The following is a 16,808-nucleotide window of genomic DNA, read 5'->3' on the forward strand; positions in this document are numbered from 1 at the left end:
TACAGTTACAGGGTGTTGCTAGAATGCCTGTCTGAAAACGGTTTCAGACAGGCATTTTGAAGGCGGGTATTATTCTTCGCCAAGTGTCATTTCCAAAACGGTTTGTTTTTGTTTTTCGCGGAAATCGGCTAATTTTTGAGCCAATCCGGCATCTTCGTTTGCCAATAGGGAAACGGCAAATAATGCGGCATTGGCGGCTCCGGCTTCACCTATGGCGAAAGTGGCAACGGGAATGCCTTTGGGCATCTGCACGATAGATAACAAGGAGTCTTTTCCGCGCAGATATTTGCTGGGTACGGGTACGCCCAATACCGGCACGGTGGTTTTGGCGGCTACCATGCCGGGCAGGTGGGCAGCGCCGCCAGCTCCGGCGATAATGGCTTTAAGTCCGCGCGCGTTTGCGGTTTCGGCATATTCAAACATTAAATCCGGTGTGCGGTGTGCAGAAACGACACGGGCTTCGTATTCTACGCCGAAGTCTTTTAGAAATTGCGCAGCGTGCTGCATAACGGGCCAGTCGCTGTTGCTGCCCATGATAATGCCGATTTTTGCCATATTGGGTTTCCTTGTTATGAAATGGGTTTTCAGACAGGCATGCCTGTCTGAAAACAAAGTAGGGGCTTACTTTTTATTCAACTGTTGGTGCGCGCGCTTGGCAGCGGGGCTGTCGGGATAGGTTTGTATCAGCTTGCGCCAAGTAACTTTGGCGATGTCTTGCTGCTGCATGCTGTATTGGCATTGGCCGATATTGAATAAAGCTTCAGGTGCTTCCTGGCTGTTGCGGAAGCGGCCGATAAAGCGGTTGCCGATATTGATGGCGGATTCGCAGTTATTCAGGTGCTTATGGCTTTGCATCAGCAGATACATGCTTTTTCTGGCTGTGTCGCTGCCGTCGCCGCCACTTTCCATATGTTTTAGGGTTTCCACTACTGCTTTGAATTTGCCGCTTCGGTATTGGTTTTGCGCATATTGGAGGGTTTGTGCTGCGCTTTGCTGCATTTGCTGCGCTTGGGCGGCTTCATCAGCGGAGATGCTGCTACCGGTAGAGGGGCGGGGCCGCGGGGTGCTTGCTGCGACACGGGGTTTGTTGCGGCGTTCGAGCTGTTGAACGCGGGTTTGCAGGGTTTGGACTTGTTGCTCCAGGCGGGCAAGCTGGATGCCCAGCTGGTTAATTTGGGTTTGCTCGTCGATAATGGGATATAGAATGTCTTCTTCTGTTTTGACAACGTGCTTGGATGGTTCGGGTTGCGTTGCCGCGGCAGAAGGCAGTTTGCCGACCGAACAGGCTGCCAACATAAGGGAAGACAATATACAGCAAACCAATTTGGTTTTTGCTTCTGCTCTGCTGGGTTTTGCTCTGTTGCTTATGTTTTTATAAGAAGCCGGTTTTGTTATCAGGAACGTTTTATTTATCATAATGCTGGTGGATTATTTTTTTAACAGGAGCGTTAAACCGTCGCCGATCGGTAGGGTAATCGGAATAATGCGCTCGTCAAGCGGAAGAGATGCGTTGAATGTTTGCAGAATGGATATGGCGGGTGTGTCGTGCTCGGATGCTTCCTGCATTACCCGCCCGCCGAGCAATATGTTGTCAATGGCGATAATGCCGCCGCTGCGCACCAAAGTGAGGCAGCGTTCGTAATATTGCGGTGTCGGCGGTTTGTCTGCATCGATAAAAGCGATGTCATAACTGCCTGCCCGGCCTTCGCTGATGAGTTCGTCTAAAGTAATCAGGGCAGGTTGCAGGTTGAGCGTGATTTTATCGGCTATGCCCGCCTGCTGCCAAAAGCGGCGGGCAATATTGGTGAAGCTGACATTAATATCGCAACAGGTCAGCCTGCCGTGTTCCGGCAGCGCCAATGCCATGGCTGTGCTGCTGTAACCGGTAAATACGCCGATTTCCAGATAGCGTTCGGCCCGAATCAGGCGGGCAAGCCAGCAGAGCAGCGCGGCTTGTTCGGGGGTTATTGCCATTTTCCCGAGCCTGTGGCCTGCGGTTTCGGCACGAAGCTGTGTTAAAACCGGATGCTCTGGCTCGCTGATGCTGCGCAGATAGTTTACCAGCTCGGAATCTACGGTTGAGGCGTGAACGCTCATGCCTGTTTAGTCGGGTTGGTAGGCGTAAGGTTTTTTGGGCAGTTTGGCCGCTTCGAAACCGGCTTGTTCTTCGGGATTTAACTCTACATCCCACAATAAACCGCGGTTTTTCAGGCGCTGCTCGGCTTCTTTCGGGTTTTTTTCGATGTAGTCGTTTAGAAACTGGGTGGCTTCGGATTGGTAGTTATACATGTTGACTCCTTAGTGATGTCGGCCTTGTTGTGTATGCCTTATTTTTTAGGGTGTTGCGGAGGATTCGGTTAACGCGGATATTATAGCGTGATTTTTTGATATAAGCAGCTTTACTTTCAACGGCATGTTGTTGCGGCGGTGATGGGGGTATAATGTAGCCCGTTTTGGAAAATGCCTGTCTGAAACCTTTGCAGAAGCATTTGTAGAAGATGTTTGTGCAAAGGTTTCATTGAAGAAGCCGCTGTGTTTCAGACAGGCATGCGATTGTTTTGAAACAGGAGATTTATGCTGAAAAAATTGTGGCGCAAGATGGTGCCGGCAAAAGGGAAAGTGCATAAGCGGATCATACCTTTTGCGGAACACCATATCAGCGCAGACAAATTAAATTTTGCCGCCGAGAAAGTGGTCAACCGCCTCCACCGAGCAGGTTATGAAGCTTATGTGGTGGGAGGCGCGGTACGCGACCTGCTTTTGGGTGTGGAACCGAAAGACTTTGACGTGGCAACCAATGCCACGCCGGAAGAAGTGCGCAAAGTGTTCCGCCGCAGCCGCATTATCGGCCGCCGCTTTCAGATTGTACATGTGATGGTGGGACCGGAAACGATTGAAGTAACCACGTTTAGGGGCGGCGATAATGCGTTGCAAAACGAACACGGCCGCATTATGAAAGACAACTCCTACGGCTCGATGGAAGAAGACGCCATGCGCCGCGATTTTACCTGTAATGCGCTGTATTTCGACCCGATCCGTCGTGAAATTATCGATTTCCATCACGGTGTGGAGGACGTGCGCAATAAAAAGCTGGTGATGATCGGCGAACCGGAAGCGCGCTATCAGGAAGATCCGGTGCGGATTCTGCGCGCCATCCGCTTGTCGGGCAAGCTCGGCTTCGATATTGAAGAAGCCACCGCTGCGCCGATTGCCGGGAACGCAGCCCGCTTGAAAAACGAGCCGGCTGCGCGCCTGTTTGACGAAATATTGAAAATCTTGTTTTCAGGTTATGCCCGCCGCTGTTTGGACGCACTGAAGAACTCCGATATTGATGTTTCGGTTCATCCGATTTTGGATGCTTTGAAACAGTCGGACCACCAAAACGGGCAGAACATTATCACGCTGGCTTTGAAAAATACCGACGAGCGTTTGCGGGCGGATAAATCCGTATCGGTGGGTTTTGTGCTGGCTGCGGTATTGTGGCCGGAGTTATACGGCTACTGGCAGCAGCATTTGTCGCAGGGAGAAAAGCCTGTTGCCGCACTCAACAGCGCGATTGGCGTGATGCGCGACAATATGGAGCAAGGTTGGGGTGTGCCGCAGCGCTTCTCCGCCACCATGCGCGAGATTTGGGCTTTGCAGCCCCAGTTTGATTTTGTACGCGGCAGCCGCCCGTTCCGCCTGTTGGCGCAGCCGAGATTCCGCGCGGCATATGATTTTTTGGTGCTGCGTGCGCAAACCGGTGAAGTGCCGCAGGAGCTGGCGGATTGGTGGACAGCGTTTCAGCATGCAGACGAAAACACCAGACAGGAAATGGTTTCGGCCAACAATACGCCTGTTACGCAAAGCGGTAACACCGAGCCGGCCAAGAAAAAACGCCGGCGCCCGCGCAAGCGCAAACCCAAGCCTGTGATTGTACAGATTTAACATACCGATTTTTAAACCGAATGCCTGTCTGAAAATGTTTTCAGGCAGGCATTCAGGATACGGAACGATTTATATGGAACAAACCGCCGTTATCGCGCTCGGCAGCAACTTGGCCAGGCCGGCAGAGCAAATCCGCAAAGCATTATCGGATTTGGATGCGCATCCGAATATTCGGGTTTTAAAAACCTCGTCATTTTATCAAACCGCACCTGTAGGCTACACCGGGCAACCGGATTTTGTGAATGCCGTGTGCATCGTGGAAACGGATTTGAATGCTGCCCGATTGCTGGCGGCGCTGCACACTATCGAAGCACAGGCAGGCCGCGAGCGCACTTTCCGCAACGCACCGCGTACTTTGGATTTGGATATTATCGATTACGCACATTGCCGATCAGACGATCCTGCGTTGACTTTGCCGCATCCCAGAGCAGCCGAACGCAGTTTTGTGATGGTGCCGCTGGCAGAAATTGCACCGGATTTTGAGTTGGGCGGTTTGGGGAAAGCTGCCGAAATCGCCTCCGGATTGGAGCAGGGCGGTATAGAGAGATTACCAAAGGAATGATGAATGGATTACCGGTATATTGTTGTAGAAGGCACGATAGGCAGCGGCAAATCTAAAGTCAGCCGCCGTTTGGCAGAATATTTTGATGCGCTTTACCTCACGGAAAATCCCGAACGCAATCCTTTTCTCGAGCAGTTTTACCTGAACCCGACCAACCACGGTTTGGCCACCGAGCTTTATTATTTGGTGCGCCGCGCCGAAGCGGTGGATACGATAAACGCCGAAGAAGAGGGCAACCGCAGGATTGTGGCGGATTTTCTGCTGGAAAAAGACCAGATTTTCGTACCGGTACTGCTTAAAGGCAAAGAACCGGGCAACGAGCAAACGCTTTTTTGGCAGGTAAAGCATAAAATCATGCCCGAATTTCCCGTGCCCGATTTGGTGATTTATCTGCAAACTTCAGCCGAAAATACCAAAAAACGCCTGCAAAAACGCGGCGATAATATATTGAATTTATTTCCTGCCGGCCATCTCAACCAAATCCACGAAGAATACCGCCACTTTTTCCATCTTTACCAAAACGCACCGCTGTTGATTGCCAACGCCGATGAAATGGATTTTGAAGATAACGACGAACATTTTGAAATGCTCATCCGCGCAATGGGCGATATGAAGGGCAGCCGCCACTATTTAAATCTGAGCGAGTAATCGAAATGCCTGTCTGAAAAAGTTTTCAGACAGGCATAGGTTTATGCTCAAGCCTTACCTGTGCTGCCGAAGCCGCCTTCGCCGCGCTCGCTGGCCGCAAATTCGTCCACCACTTTAAATGCCGCTTGAACCACCGGCACAATCACCATTTGTGCAATCCGCTCCATCGGCTCGATAGTGAACGCTTCTTTACCGCGGTTCCATACCGAAACTTTCAATTCGCCCTGATAATCCGAATCGATTAATCCCACCAAATTTCCCAGCACAATACCGTGTTTGTGTCCCAAGCCCGAGCGTGGCAGCAATACCGCAGCGTAGGCAGGGTTGTTTAAGTGTACGGCCAAGCCGGTGGGCACCAAAAACGTATCGCCGGGAGCCAGCTCTACCGCCTTATCCAAACAGGCGCGCAAGTCCAAACCGGCGGAACCCGGTGTGGCATAGGCAGGCAGCTGGTCTGCCATTTTAGGATTGAGGATTTTCAGTTCGACTTCCATTTGCATAAAGATTCCTAAATTCGGGTAAGACAAAAAGCAATTATACTTTTCTCTTCCTGTTTGCCCAATGCCTGTCTGAATGCAAACGGAACCAACTCTCCTGCATGCCTTAACTTTTCTGTGTATTTCGTTGACATGAATTGTCATTTTCCATAGAATACGCGGGCAATGGGTTTCTACCATGTGTCCGAATAATTTCCCGAAATCATTCTAAAACCATTTAAATCCTCCACATATCGATTCATGCCGGGCAATCTCAGCTCAGGCAGATTTATCTTTCATACTTGAATCAAACATCATGCACGTTTCCGAATTACAAACACAACATATTTCCAAACTTCTCGAACAAGCCGAACAATTAGGTATTGAAAACGCCAACCGCCTGCGCAAGCAAGACCTTGTTTTTGCCATAGTTCGCCAACTGATGAAACAGGGCGAAGATTTTTCCTGCTCGGGTACGCTCGAAATCCTGCCCGACGGTTTCGGTTTCCTGCGCAGTTCCGACACTTCTTATTTGGCAGGGCCGGATGATATTTATGTATCGCCCAGCCAAATCCGCCGCTTTAATCTGCATACGGGCGACACCATAGAAGGCACGGTGCGCGTGCCTAAAGACAACGAACGCTATTTCGCACTTGTGCGTCTCGACGCGATTAACGGCGACAAGCCGGAAGTGTGCAAACACAAAATTCTGTTTGAAAACCTCACACCGCTTTTTCCGACCAAACAATTCAAACTCGAACGCGATATCAAGGCGGAAGAAAACCTGACCAGCCGCGCCATTGATTTGGTGGCGCCCATCGGCTTCGGCCAGCGTGCATTGGTGGTGGCACCGCCCAAATCGGGTAAAACCGTGATGCTGCAAAACATTGCCCATGCCATCACGGTAAATTATCCTGATGCCGAACTGATAGTTTTGCTGATTGACGAGCGCCCCGAGGAGGTAACCGAAATGATCCGTTCCGTGCGCGGCGAAGTGGTGTCTTCTACATTCGACGAGCCCGCCAGCCGTCATGTTCAGGTGGCCGAGATGGTGATTGAAAAAGCCAAGCGCATGGTGGAGCATAAAAAAGACGTGGTGATTCTGCTGGATTCCATCACCCGCCTTGCCCGCGCCTACAACACTGTAGTGCCGGCATCAGGCAAAGTGCTTACCGGCGGTGTCGATGCCAATGCGCTGCACCGGCCCAAGCGCTTTTTTGGCGCGGCGCGTAATGTGGAAGAAGGCGGTTCGCTTACCATTATTGCTACGGCATTGGTGGAAACCGGCAGCCGCATGGACGATGTGATATACGAAGAATTCAAAGGCACGGGCAATATGGAGCTGCATCTCGACCGCCGCATGGCCGAGAAGCGTTTGTTCCCGGCCATCAATATCAACAAGTCCGGTACGCGCCGCGAAGAATTGCTGGTGCCGAACGACCAGCTTCAACGCATGTGGCTGTTGCGTAAATTCCTGCATCCGATGGACGAAATCGAAGCAACCGAATTTTTGGTGGGCAAGCTCAAAGATTCAAAAGACAACAACGATTTCTTTGAATTGATGCGCGGTAAATAAAATAAACAGCATGGCTGTCTGAAAAGTTTCAGACAGCCTTTTGCTCATAATGCCTGTCTGAACTCATTGCCCGAAAGGCTACAAACCCATCATTTTTCAGACAGGCATCAAACACGAAAGTAAAGGAATGGCGTTATGCCGCAAATGAATTGGCAACAACTGCTCAGTACACAACGTTTCCGCCCGAAAGACGGCGGAATCGAACCCACAATCACGCCGTCAACCCAAGAAGGCATCGATGCTTTACGCACCGATTTTCATATTGATTATGACCGCGTTGTATTCTCCAGCGCCTTTCGCAGGTTGGGGCGCAAAACACAGGTTCACCCCTTTGCAGAGCACGATCACACGCATAACCGCCTGACGCATAGCGTGGAAGTGGCCAGTGTGGGGCGTAGTTTGGGAAACCGCGTCGGCGTGATGTTAGCAGCCGGCGGTTTTTTGCCGCAAGGCAATATGCCCAGCGATATTGGTGCAATCGTTCAAGTGGCATGTTTGGCGCATGATTTGGGCAACCCCCCTTTTGGTCATGTGGGCGAAGACGCTTTGCGCGAATGGTTTCGCGCGCCGGAACATGAGCGCTATTTGGAGGGCTTAACCGAGGTTCAACGTAAAGACATCCAAACATATGAAGGCAATGCACACAGCCTGCGCCTGGTTGCCAACTTGGAAATGTATCGAAACCGCGGGGGAATGCGGCTCACTTCTGCCACAATCGGCGCATTGATTAAATATCCGTGGACGACATTGGATCCGCGAGGCGGTAAAAAATTTAATATTTACCAAACCGAATTGCCCTTTATCCGCAGAATCGCACAAGAATTAGGCCTGCCTGAAACAGGCAAAGATTGTTGGGCGCGCCATCCCTTGTCATATTTAATGGAGGCCGCGGACGATATTTGTTACGCTTTGCTTGATTTGGAAGACGCCGTGGAAATCGGTTTGCTTGACGACATGGAAATGGAAAGCATCCTTTCCGAATTAACCTTCTCAGAAAGCACTTGGCATGCACCATCAAGCAGGCAGCGTTGCGCCATGCTCAGAGGTATTGCTATCGGCAGAGCGGTAGAAGACGTGGCTCAAACATTTATGACCCATCAATCCGATTTGTTAAACGGAGAGTTTAAAGGCAAAGACCTGCTCGCTTTGTGCAGCCCCGCCGTACAAAACACTTTGCATAAAGCCAAAGATTTGGCCAAAGCCAAAATTTTTCGGCACGAATCCAAACTGCTCACTTCCATCGCCGCATTCCCATGTTTGGCTTCCGTATTGGATTTGTTGGTGCCGGCAGCACATCAATGGGTGCAGAATAAACAACTCAGCCCGCGCCACTCATTGGCATTAGAGCTTTTGACAGACGAACCTTTGGAACAAGATGACTCCCTATACACCGCTTATATGAAAATTCTGGATTTTGTCGGCGGTATGACAGACAATACCGCGGCAAAAATGGCCAGAGAATTATCAGGCATCGGTATGATATAGTTTTCAGACAGGCATGAATGCCTGTCTGAAAGAAAATAATATTGATGAAATTCATGCTATTAGTTTTAAATTTTAAAATTAATTACAAGACTACTAGACAGGCCAAGCAAAAAACTATATCATCTCGTTTCTTGATTGGTTGCACCATTAAGTTGTAGCTGAATCGAAATGCACCCGTAGCTCAGTTGGATAGAGTATCTGGCTACGAACCAGAGGGTCGGGCGTTCGAATCGCTCCGGGTGCGCCAAAAAAATCTATCCGCGCCCATCGTCTAGCGGTTAGGACATCGCCCTTTCACGGCGGTAACCGGGGTTCGATTCCCCGTGGGCGTGCCAGTCATCTAATTAAAGCCTTACTTATTTTTCAGTAAGGCTTTAATTTTTTTCTTTTGAAATTAATATAGTTGATCAACTTAACTTTTGCTACGGCGTTGCTGCACCTTTCTGTACTGTCTTCGGCTTGCTGCTTTGTATTAAAAATTAATTTGATTAACTATAACGTTTTATTTGCTTCATAGTGGTGTTGCTGTTTTTACAGCCAAACTTTGGAAACTTTATTCTGCATTCAAAGATTTTTTCAAACAGCGAAATGGTTTAACCGGTGTTCTTATTCCATCAAACGTAATATTAATACCTGGCGGATTCGGATTTGAAGTGCAACTGTCCATAACAGAAAAAGGCCGGTATGGGGGGTATGAACTGTCCCCCAATCCTTGGACAAGTTAAGAATATTTCTCAAACAGCCTCTTCAAGCTGAGTTCTGTAGGCCACAGGGCTCAGCTTTTTCAAGTTTAAACTAATGCGCTCATGATTGTAGTAATGTATGTAATCATTGATCACCGTTGTCAGTTCGGCCACCGATAACGCACCTTCTTCGTAGAAGCTTTCCGTTTTCAATGTGCCGAAGAAACTCTCCATCGGCGCATTGTCCCGGCAGTTGCCTTTGCGCGACATGCTTTGCACAATCCCGTTCTCAGCCAATTTCGCCCGATAAGCACCGGTTCGATACGGTACGCCTTGGTCGGAATGCAGCAGCGGCGTTGCCCCTTTCAGACGGCCGAATGCGTTATCCAACATTTGCGTTACCATGTCACCGTTCGCTCTGCGGCTTAAAGAATAGGCTACAATCTCGCGATTGAACACATCCAATATCGGCGATAAATACAGTTTGCCGTCTGTGCATTTAAACTCGGTCACATCGGTCAACCACTTATCTCGCGATTTGGCGGCACTAAATTCACGATTGAGAATGTTTGCCGAAGCTTCCCCTTAGCCTGCGGGCGATAGGTTCTTTTGCTGCGGACTTTGGCTTTTAACCCCAATAAACCCATAATGCGCCCGACTTTCTTTTTGTTCCACGACAATACGGCGGCAATCCGCCGTTGACCGTAGCGGCCTTTGTGTTGGCGGTATACTTCGCTCACTGCGGTTTTGGCCGCAGCATCGGGGTCGGGTTTGCCGATAGGGTAATGGAAACTGCTTTTGGGGATGCCGGCACTGTGCAGCAGATATTTCAGCGGGTGTTTCGCCCTCAACTTTTGAACGGTTTCGCAGCTTTGGCGGCGTTCCCTTCCTTTTCGTTGAGGGCGTTCATGTGCTTTAGGTAGTCGTTCTCCGCACGCATATAACGCAGCTCTTCAATCAGCTTTGCTTGGGTTTTTTCATGGTCGGGCTTATCGACGATAAACGGGTTTTTGCGTTTGGTTTTCATGGAGTGCGCCTGAGGGTGTTGCAGTGCGGCGATGCCGCCTTGCCGATAGGCGGCTACCCAACGGCGCAGGTGTGTGCGCGAGACGTTGAAGTGCTCTGCGGTGCGCTGTTGGCTGTGCACTTGGTGATAATGGAGTACGGCTCGGTATTTGAAGTCTAGTGTATATTTGTTCATAAGAAAACTGCACCTTTTTAGTCGGAGGGGGTGTCCAACTTTTGGGGTGCAGTTCAAATTCTACCAACACATGCGAATAGCCCAAGCATTGGAGGCGGAAACCTATTTTTGCCGCCCCTACCATTCTTGGGAGAAAGGGCTGAATGAAAATACCAACGGACTCATCCGCCAATATTTCCCCAAACAAACCGATTTCCGCAACATCAGCCATCGGGAGATACGCAGGGTTCAGGATGAGCTGAACCATAGGCCAAGAAAAACACTTGGCTATGAAACGCCAAGTGTTTTATTCTTGAATCTGTTCCAACCTCTACTGCCTGAGTGTTGCACTTGAAATTCGAATCTAAGCCTGTCTGAAATTTTTTCAGACAGGCATTGTGCGTGTAAGCATAAGGGTTTAGTAACCCAAGCGTTGGCAAATGGTGGATACCAGCCCTGCTTGGTTAAGCGTGTAAAAGTGCAGTCCGGGTGCACCCTCTCGCAGCAGGCGTTCGCACATTTCGGTAACCACATCCAATGCCAGCGATTTGATAGCGGCGGTGTCGTCGGCGTAGGATTGCAGCTTCAAACGCAGCCAGCGGGGGATTTCTGCGCCGCATGTATCGGAAAAGCGCGTTAGTTTGGAGAAGCTGGCAATCGGCATGATGCCGGGAATAATCGGAATATTCACGCCACGGCCCTGCACGTCGTCCACAAAGCGGAAATAGGCATCGGTGTTGTAAAAATATTGGGTAATGGCGGAATCGGCTCCGGCTTTGACTTTGCGTACGAAATTATTCAGGTCGTCTTCCGCGCTGCGTGCCTGCGGGTGAAATTCAGGATAAGCCGCCACTTCGATGTGGAAATGGTTGCCGAATTCGTTTTTAATCAGGGAAACCAGTTCGTTGGCATAAAACAAGCCGTCCATGCCTGCGCCCATGCCGGAAGGAATGTCTCCGCGCAAGGCAACAATATGGCGTATGCCCAAGGCTTTATATTCATTCAGTAAATCAACTACTTCCTGCGGCTGCATGCCGATGCAGGGCAAATGCGGCGCGGCAGCGATGCCTTCGCTTAAAATATCCTGAATGGTCTGCATGGTGCCTTCTTTGGTTGAGCCGCCGGCACCTGATGTGCAGCTGAAAAAATCCGGCGCGTATTGGCTGAGCTGTTTGCGCGTGATAACTTGTTTTGCCCTGCCTTCGGGGGTGCGTGTCGGGAAGAATTCGAAACTGAGTTTGGGTAGCGACATATAGGCGGCTCCGTAAATATTTTCAGATGCGCTTAGGTTATGTGCTGGATTGCCCGAGTGCAAGCGGTAAAGGCAGTTTTTCTTGTGAAAAATATTCGTTTGGATATGAATTTAATTGTTGTTGCGGGTTTTCTGCTGAAAAATTAAGAGTTTGGTTTGAATGAAGCAATGCCTGTCTGAAAACGTTTTACAGGTTTTCAGACAGGCATTGCAGTCGTAATCATTTTTTTATGGTTTATCGGGATGATGCAGGCGGTAAATCCGGGCAACCGCTTCCGACAATTCAGGATTATGGCTGCTGGCTTTGGAAAGCGTTTGGGTGGGCGAATGCAGCAGTTTGTTGGTAAGCTGTACAGACAAACGTTCGAGCACTTCTTCAGGCGATGTGCCTTTGGCAAGCTGTTTCATGGCGTTTTCCAGCACATAGCGGCGCGCCCGTTCGCCTTCGTCGCGCAGTGCGCGGATGAGCGGCACGTTTTGCCGGTTGCGCTGCCAGTCGATAAATTCCGCTACTTTTTGCGTTACCATAGCTTCGGCTTCCGCGGCTGCACGCTGGCGTGATTCTTTACCGGTTTCAACGATTCCGGTCATGTCGTCGACCGTGTACAGGTAAATATCGTCCAGCTCGTTTACTTGTTCTTCAATATCGCGCGGCACGGCCAAGTCGAGCATGAATACGGGCATGTGCTGCCGCTCTTTCAAGGCTTTTTCTACCATGCCTTTGCCGATAATGGGCAGTTGGCTGGCGGTGGATGACACTACTACATCATAATCAAACAAAATATCGGGCAACTCGCTGAGCAGGCGGGGTTCTGCATTGACGCTTAATTTGTCGCACAGTTCTTGCGCGCGTGGCAAGGTGCGGTTGGCAACGGTAATGAGGTTGGGCTGTTTGGCGGCGAAATAAGTCGCCACCAGTTCAATCATTTCGCCGGCGCCGACAAATAAAACATTCAATTCGCTTACAGAAGGAAAAATCTGCTCAGCCATTTTTACCGATGCGGCTGCCATTGAAACAGAATTGGCACCTACGGCGGTAGAAGAACGTATTTCTTTTGCTACGGAAAATGTTTTTTGAAACAGGGCATTCAACCAAGTGCTGACAGCAGACTCTTCCTGTGCAACCCGCACGGCATCTTTAAGCTGCCCTAAAATCTGCGGTTCGCCCAATACCATGCTGTCCAAACCGCAGGCTACTCGGAATGCATGCTGTATGGTTTCACTACATTCGTAGGTATAAAGATAAGGGCGGATTTCTTCAATGGCTAATCCTTGATAATCAGCCAGCCACTGCATAACCGCTTCTGTATCACCGACGCAATAAAGCTCTGTCCGGTTGCAGGTGGAGAGAATTACAGCCTCTTGTGCGGCATCGCTGTGAACCAAACTACCCACGGCTTCAGGTAATGTCGCAGCGGCAAACGCAAGTTTTTCACGTATGCTCAACGGGGCGGTTTGATGGTTCAGTCCTACGGCAGTGAGTTGCATGACGGTGTTCGCTGAGGAAATATAAAGACGGCTGGAAAACGCATTATTGTATCAAAAAATCACCAGATAAGTATAAAAGTAATGTCAGCGGCCGTTTGGATAGATTATGTAAATTGATAAGATTGCCGGGTAAACAATACTTAAAGTTAGTGCTTTTTTATTTTTTTATGATATAAGTATAAATTGAACGGCAGCCGTGCAATATCACTGCCAACGGTTGGCTTTTTTATTTGGTTTCTTCATAAACGAATGCCAAGTGTATTTCAAACAGGACACCGTTAAACATGGTTAAATATCCACACATTATTCTTGCATTATTGGTCGGCTGTGTGTTCGGCTTTATAGGCTCCCGATTGTTTTTTGCTCCTTCGGCTACATCCGAGCCGTTGTTCGACGCGCCGGATGCCCCTGTGGCCGAGTTCAAAACATGGAAAAACAATAATTGGACATTCAAGCTTTCGGGCGAAAATAAAGAAAGCTCGGCGGAAGTAGCGGTGTTGGAAAACCAGGTGCTTCCGTTTAGAATTATGGTTAACGGCGCCACTTCGCCCAAGTTTTTCCAAATGGACATATCAGGCGTGCCGCATGAGCCTTACGGCACGGTTACTTTGGTGGGCGACGAGCAAAAAGGGTTTGTGAAAGAAGTGGAGCTTTGGTCTGCGCAGAAAATTTACCGCCTCAAGCGCACGAAGGCGGGCGGCAATTGGACGATGCAGGAAGTGAACCTGAAAAAATAAATGCCTGTCTGAAAAAGGAACCGGTCGTGGATTTGCATGATATACGTGAAGAATACAGCAAAAGGGAATTGTCGGAACAAGATTGTGATGCCAGCCCGATTGTTCAGTTTGAACAGTGGCTCGGTGAGGCAATGAAAGCGGCGGTAAACGAACCGACTGCGGTGAATGTGGCCACGGTAAGGGAAGACGGCAGGCCTTCCAACAGAATGGTGCTGCTGAAAGAAGTGAACCCCAAAGGCTTTGTGTTTTTTACCAATTATCAAAGCCAAAAAGGGCGCGCGATTGCGGCCAATCCGTTTGCCGCGATGACCTTTTTCTGGCCTGAGCTGGAACGGCAGGTACGCATTGAAGGGCGCGTGGAAAAGCTTAGCGATAAGGATTCGGACGAGTATTTCGATTTGCGGCCTTATACCAGCCGCATCGGTGCGTGGGCCAGCGAGCAAAGCAGCGTATTGGAAAGCAAGGCGGTGCTGGTGGCAAAAGCGGCTGCCGTAGGCGTGAAGCATCCGTTTCATGTCCCGCGCCCGCCGCATTGGGGCGGCTATGTGGTGATTCCCGATGCCGTAGAATTCTGGCAAGGCAGACCGAGCCGCCTGCATGACCGCATACGCTACCGTTTGGAAAACAATGTATGGATTAAAGAGCGTTTGTCGCCTTGATATCGGTGTGTGTTCAAATTGTTGCGAAGCCGGAGGATTGCCATCTCCGGCTTTGCTGTTTTCGGGTTTAAAATATTTCTACTTCAAACCCGAGTGCGTCCGAATTTTAATACGGAGCTTGAGGTATAATTTGCGCAATTATGCCGACGACGCAAACCATGTCAGATAAATCACACCGTATCAACCACCAACCTGCTTTCCTGCTCACGGCCACTCCGTGGCGGGAAAGCAGTTTGTGGCTGGAAGTGTTCAGCCGCGATTATGGTCGTGTGGCGCTGCTGGCGCGCAGCGCGCGCAAACGGCAGAGCGAGCTGCGCGGTGTGTTGGTGCCGTTTGTGCCGATGGGTGCTTCATGGTATGGCAGCGGCGAATTGAAAACGCTGCACCGTGCCGAATGGTTGGGCGGCTGGGCTTTGCCGCAGGGCAGGGCGCTGTTTAGCGGGCTGTATGCCAATGAGTTGGTGTTGAAACTCACTGCGCGCGAAGATCCGCATCCCAAGCTTTACGACGCGCTGTTTGCATTGATGAAGGCGGTGGCGGTGCAGCCGAATCATGTGGCGGCTTTGCGCTGCTTTGAATGGTCGTTGCTGACCGAACTCGGTTTCGCACCGGATTTGCAGCGGGATGAGGCGGGTTGCGCCATTGATGCAAAACGCGATTACTGGCTGCGGCCGGAGCATGCGGCCTTGCCGGTTGGCGGCGCCGATAATCCGCGCCTGCAAATGAACGGAGCGCAGGGGGTGGTTATCAAAGGCAGCAGCCTGATTCAGCTGCGCAAAGGCGAGTTCGACAGCGGAGAGGGTTTGCAGCAGGCTTTGAAGCTTACCCGTATGCTGATTGATTTCCGTTTGCCGCAAGGTGTGAAATCGAGGCAGGTTTTGCAGCAGATGCAGGCTTTTGAAGTTTGAATGAAACCGAATGCCTGTCTGAAAACATAAAGCGGCATGTTTGGCTTGCTGCTTGAGTGAAGAAAGGAAGATCCATGCTTTTAGGTGTGAATATTGATCATGTGGCCACTTTGCGCAATGCGCGGGGCACAACTTATCCCAGCCCGCTGGAGGCCGCTTTGCTGGCAGAAACGCATGGCGCCGACCTGATTACCCTGCATTTGCGCGAAGACCGCCGCCATATTAAAGACGCCGATGTGTTTGCGATTAAAAACGCCATCCGCACCCGCATGAATCTGGAAATGGCGCTCACCGAAGAAATGCTGGAAAATGCTTTGAACGTGATGCCGCAAGACGTGTGCATCGTGCCGGAGCGGCGCGAGGAAGTAACCACCGAAGGCGGGCTGGACGTGTTGGCGCAGCAGAAAAAAATCGCCGATTACACCCGCACATTAACCTGCGCAGGCATTCGCGTTTCATTGTTTATCGACGCTGACGAAGCGCAGATTCAGGCAGCAAAAGATGTGGGTGCGCCGGTGGTGGAACTGCACACGGGCGCTTACGCTGAAGCGCGTACGCATGAAACGCAGCGCGAAGAATGCTCGCGTATTGAAGCCGGCGCCCATTTTGCCGGCGAGCTGGGTTTGGTGGTAAACGCAGGCCACGGGTTGACTATACATAATGTAACGCCCATCGCCCAAATTCTTGCCATCAGCGAGCTGAATATCGGCCATTCGCTGATTTCGCAAGCCGTATTTTTAGGCTTGCCGGAAGCCATCCGGCAAATGAAAAAAGTGATGTTTGAAGCGCGCGCTTTGCCATATTGATGTTTTCAGACAGGCCTGTCTGAAAAAAGGAGATGCACCATGATTTACGGAATCGGTACGGATATTGTCGCCCTCAACCGCATTGAGCGGCTCCATAAAAAATACGGCAAGGCTTTTGCAGAGCGCTTGTTGAGCCAAGTGGAGCTGCTTGAGTTTGAACAGGCCGGCAAACCCGTTAATTTTCTGGCTAAGCGTTTTGCCGCCAAAGAAGCTTTTTCCAAAGCGGTAGGCACCGGCATCCGCGGCATCGTTTCGTTTGCGCGTATCACCATCGGCCACAACCATTTAGGGCGGCCGGAAATTTTATGCGCACCGGATTTGCAGGCGTGGATGGATGAGCAGGGCATCAAGCATGTGCATTTAAGCATCAGCGATGAAAAAGATGTTGTGCAGGCCTTTGCCGTAGCGGAAAAATAATCGG

The 16,808-nt window shown here is 50.4% G+C and carries 20 protein-coding genes, 2 tRNA genes and 1 pseudogene; 13 read left to right on the forward strand and 10 right to left on the reverse strand.

All coding sequences use genetic code 11. The features are described 5' to 3' along the window. Positions 1-69 precede the first annotated feature (69 nt). The 4 genes from purE to EL143_RS08230 all read right to left on the reverse strand — a co-directional run bounded on the left by purE (position 70) and on the right by EL143_RS08230 (position 2,289). Positions 70-555: a 5-(carboxyamino)imidazole ribonucleotide mutase gene (gene purE / locus EL143_RS08215; RefSeq protein ID WP_085415900.1), complete on the reverse strand. Its 486-nt coding sequence runs from the start codon at positions 553-555 to the stop codon at positions 70-72. A 66-nt stretch (positions 556-621) separates the two neighbouring features. Further along, on the reverse strand, positions 622-1,308 hold the full coding sequence (locus tag EL143_RS08220) for a tetratricopeptide repeat protein (protein WP_232001263.1): 687 nt from the start codon (positions 1,306-1,308) through the stop codon (positions 622-624). 120 nt (positions 1,309-1,428) lie between these two features. Beyond that, on the reverse strand, positions 1,429-2,097 hold the full coding sequence (locus EL143_RS08225; protein ID WP_085415899.1) for a class I SAM-dependent methyltransferase: 669 nt from the start codon (positions 2,095-2,097) through the stop codon (positions 1,429-1,431). A gap of 6 nt (positions 2,098-2,103) precedes the next feature. Continuing rightward, a complete protein-coding gene (locus EL143_RS08230) occupies positions 2,104-2,289 on the reverse strand; it encodes a DUF3460 family protein (protein WP_085415897.1) in 186 nt (61 codons plus the stop codon). 285 nt (positions 2,290-2,574) lie between these two features. Here EL143_RS08230 and pcnB point away from each other — a divergent pair, with 285 nt between their 5' ends. From pcnB to EL143_RS08245, 3 genes are all read left to right on the forward strand, one after another. Next, positions 2,575-3,927: a polynucleotide adenylyltransferase PcnB gene (pcnB, locus tag EL143_RS08235; RefSeq protein WP_085415895.1), complete on the forward strand. Its 1,353-nt coding sequence runs from the start codon at positions 2,575-2,577 to the stop codon at positions 3,925-3,927. Positions 3,928-4,000: 73 nt separating this feature from the next. After that, positions 4,001-4,489, forward strand: coding sequence for a 2-amino-4-hydroxy-6-hydroxymethyldihydropteridine diphosphokinase (folK, locus tag EL143_RS08240; protein ID WP_085415894.1), 489 nt, complete (start codon positions 4,001-4,003; stop codon positions 4,487-4,489). A gap of 3 nt (positions 4,490-4,492) precedes the next feature. After that, positions 4,493-5,137 (forward strand): deoxynucleoside kinase, encoded by a 645-nt coding sequence (locus EL143_RS08245; RefSeq protein WP_009116777.1) that lies wholly within the window; start codon positions 4,493-4,495, stop codon positions 5,135-5,137. 47 nt (positions 5,138-5,184) lie between these two features. Here the strand turns inward: EL143_RS08245 and dut are convergent, their stop codons facing one another. Beyond that, a complete protein-coding gene (dut, locus tag EL143_RS08250) occupies positions 5,185-5,637 on the reverse strand; it encodes a dUTP diphosphatase (protein ID WP_085415893.1) in 453 nt (150 codons plus the stop codon). Between the two features lie 292 nt (positions 5,638-5,929). Between dut and rho the strand changes: the two genes are divergently transcribed. The 4 genes from rho (at position 5,930) to EL143_RS08270 (ending at position 9,009) form a co-directional block, all read left to right on the forward strand. After that, entirely contained in the window at positions 5,930-7,189 is a 1,260-nt protein-coding gene (gene rho / locus EL143_RS08255) for a transcription termination factor Rho (RefSeq protein WP_085415892.1), read from the forward strand. A gap of 144 nt (positions 7,190-7,333) precedes the next feature. Then, the gene (locus EL143_RS08260) at positions 7,334-8,674 is read left to right on the forward strand and encodes a deoxyguanosinetriphosphate triphosphohydrolase (protein WP_085415996.1); all 1,341 of its coding nucleotides are present in this window, start codon (positions 7,334-7,336) and stop codon (positions 8,672-8,674) included. Positions 8,675-8,844: 170 nt separating this feature from the next. Next, positions 8,845-8,921: transfer RNA gene (locus EL143_RS08265), tRNA-Arg, on the forward strand. Between the two features lie 13 nt (positions 8,922-8,934). Further along, positions 8,935-9,009: transfer RNA gene (locus EL143_RS08270), tRNA-Glu, on the forward strand. A 399-nt stretch (positions 9,010-9,408) separates the two neighbouring features. Here EL143_RS08270 and EL143_RS08275 read toward each other — a convergent pair. The 3 genes from EL143_RS08275 to EL143_RS08285 are packed head-to-tail and all read right to left on the reverse strand — an operon-like array spanning position 9,409 to position 10,558. Next, complete coding sequence (locus tag EL143_RS08275) at positions 9,409-9,879, reverse strand: IS3 family transposase (protein WP_232001265.1); 471 nt, start codon at positions 9,877-9,879, stop codon at positions 9,409-9,411. Next, positions 9,876-10,208: an IS3 family transposase gene (locus EL143_RS08280; protein WP_085417594.1), complete on the reverse strand. Its 333-nt coding sequence runs from the start codon at positions 10,206-10,208 to the stop codon at positions 9,876-9,878. Before EL143_RS08280 ends, EL143_RS08275 begins: the two co-directional genes overlap by 4 nt. Then, entirely contained in the window at positions 10,205-10,558 is a 354-nt protein-coding gene (locus EL143_RS08285; protein WP_085417595.1) for a helix-turn-helix domain-containing protein, read from the reverse strand. Before EL143_RS08285 ends, EL143_RS08280 begins: the two co-directional genes overlap by 4 nt. Before the next feature lie 55 nt (positions 10,559-10,613). Between EL143_RS08285 and EL143_RS08290 the strand changes: the two are divergent. Further along, a pseudogene (locus EL143_RS08290) lies at positions 10,614-10,892 on the forward strand (IS30 family transposase); the annotation flags it as partial. Positions 10,893-10,955: 63 nt separating this feature from the next. On the opposite strand, the gene metF reads toward EL143_RS08290, so the two are convergent. Together metF and hemA are read right to left on the reverse strand one after the other, a co-directional pair. Then, positions 10,956-11,789, reverse strand: a complete 834-nt coding sequence (metF, locus tag EL143_RS08295; protein WP_085417314.1) for a methylenetetrahydrofolate reductase [NAD(P)H] — start codon at positions 11,787-11,789, stop codon at positions 10,956-10,958. Positions 11,790-12,017: 228 nt separating this feature from the next. Next, positions 12,018-13,277 carry a glutamyl-tRNA reductase gene (gene hemA / locus EL143_RS08300; protein ID WP_085417313.1) on the reverse strand — a complete coding sequence of 420 codons (1,260 nt, stop codon included), beginning with the start codon at positions 13,275-13,277 and terminating at the stop codon, positions 12,018-12,020. Between the two features lie 284 nt (positions 13,278-13,561). On the opposite strand from hemA, the gene EL143_RS08305 reads away from it, so the two are divergent. The 5 genes from EL143_RS08305 (at position 13,562) to acpS (ending at position 16,804) form a co-directional block, all read left to right on the forward strand. Continuing rightward, the gene (locus EL143_RS08305) at positions 13,562-14,014 is read left to right on the forward strand and encodes a hypothetical protein (RefSeq protein WP_085417312.1); all 453 of its coding nucleotides are present in this window, start codon (positions 13,562-13,564) and stop codon (positions 14,012-14,014) included. Positions 14,015-14,040: 26 nt separating this feature from the next. Next, a complete protein-coding gene (pdxH, locus tag EL143_RS08310; protein WP_085417311.1) occupies positions 14,041-14,673 on the forward strand; it encodes a pyridoxamine 5'-phosphate oxidase in 633 nt (210 codons plus the stop codon). A 158-nt stretch (positions 14,674-14,831) separates the two neighbouring features. Beyond that, positions 14,832-15,581 carry a DNA repair protein RecO gene (gene recO / locus EL143_RS08315; RefSeq protein WP_085417317.1) on the forward strand — a complete coding sequence of 250 codons (750 nt, stop codon included), beginning with the start codon at positions 14,832-14,834 and terminating at the stop codon, positions 15,579-15,581. Positions 15,582-15,655: 74 nt separating this feature from the next. Then, positions 15,656-16,387, forward strand: coding sequence for a pyridoxine 5'-phosphate synthase (gene pdxJ, locus EL143_RS08320; RefSeq protein WP_085417310.1), 732 nt, complete (start codon positions 15,656-15,658; stop codon positions 16,385-16,387). A gap of 39 nt (positions 16,388-16,426) precedes the next feature. Beyond that, on the forward strand, positions 16,427-16,804 hold the full coding sequence (acpS, locus tag EL143_RS08325) for a holo-ACP synthase (RefSeq protein WP_085417309.1): 378 nt from the start codon (positions 16,427-16,429) through the stop codon (positions 16,802-16,804). The last annotated feature ends 4 nt before the right edge of the window (positions 16,805-16,808 follow it).

The sequence above is a fragment of the Neisseria canis genome, assembly GCF_900636765.1.
In the GTDB taxonomy this organism is placed as follows: domain Bacteria; phylum Pseudomonadota; class Gammaproteobacteria; order Burkholderiales; family Neisseriaceae; genus Neisseria; species Neisseria canis.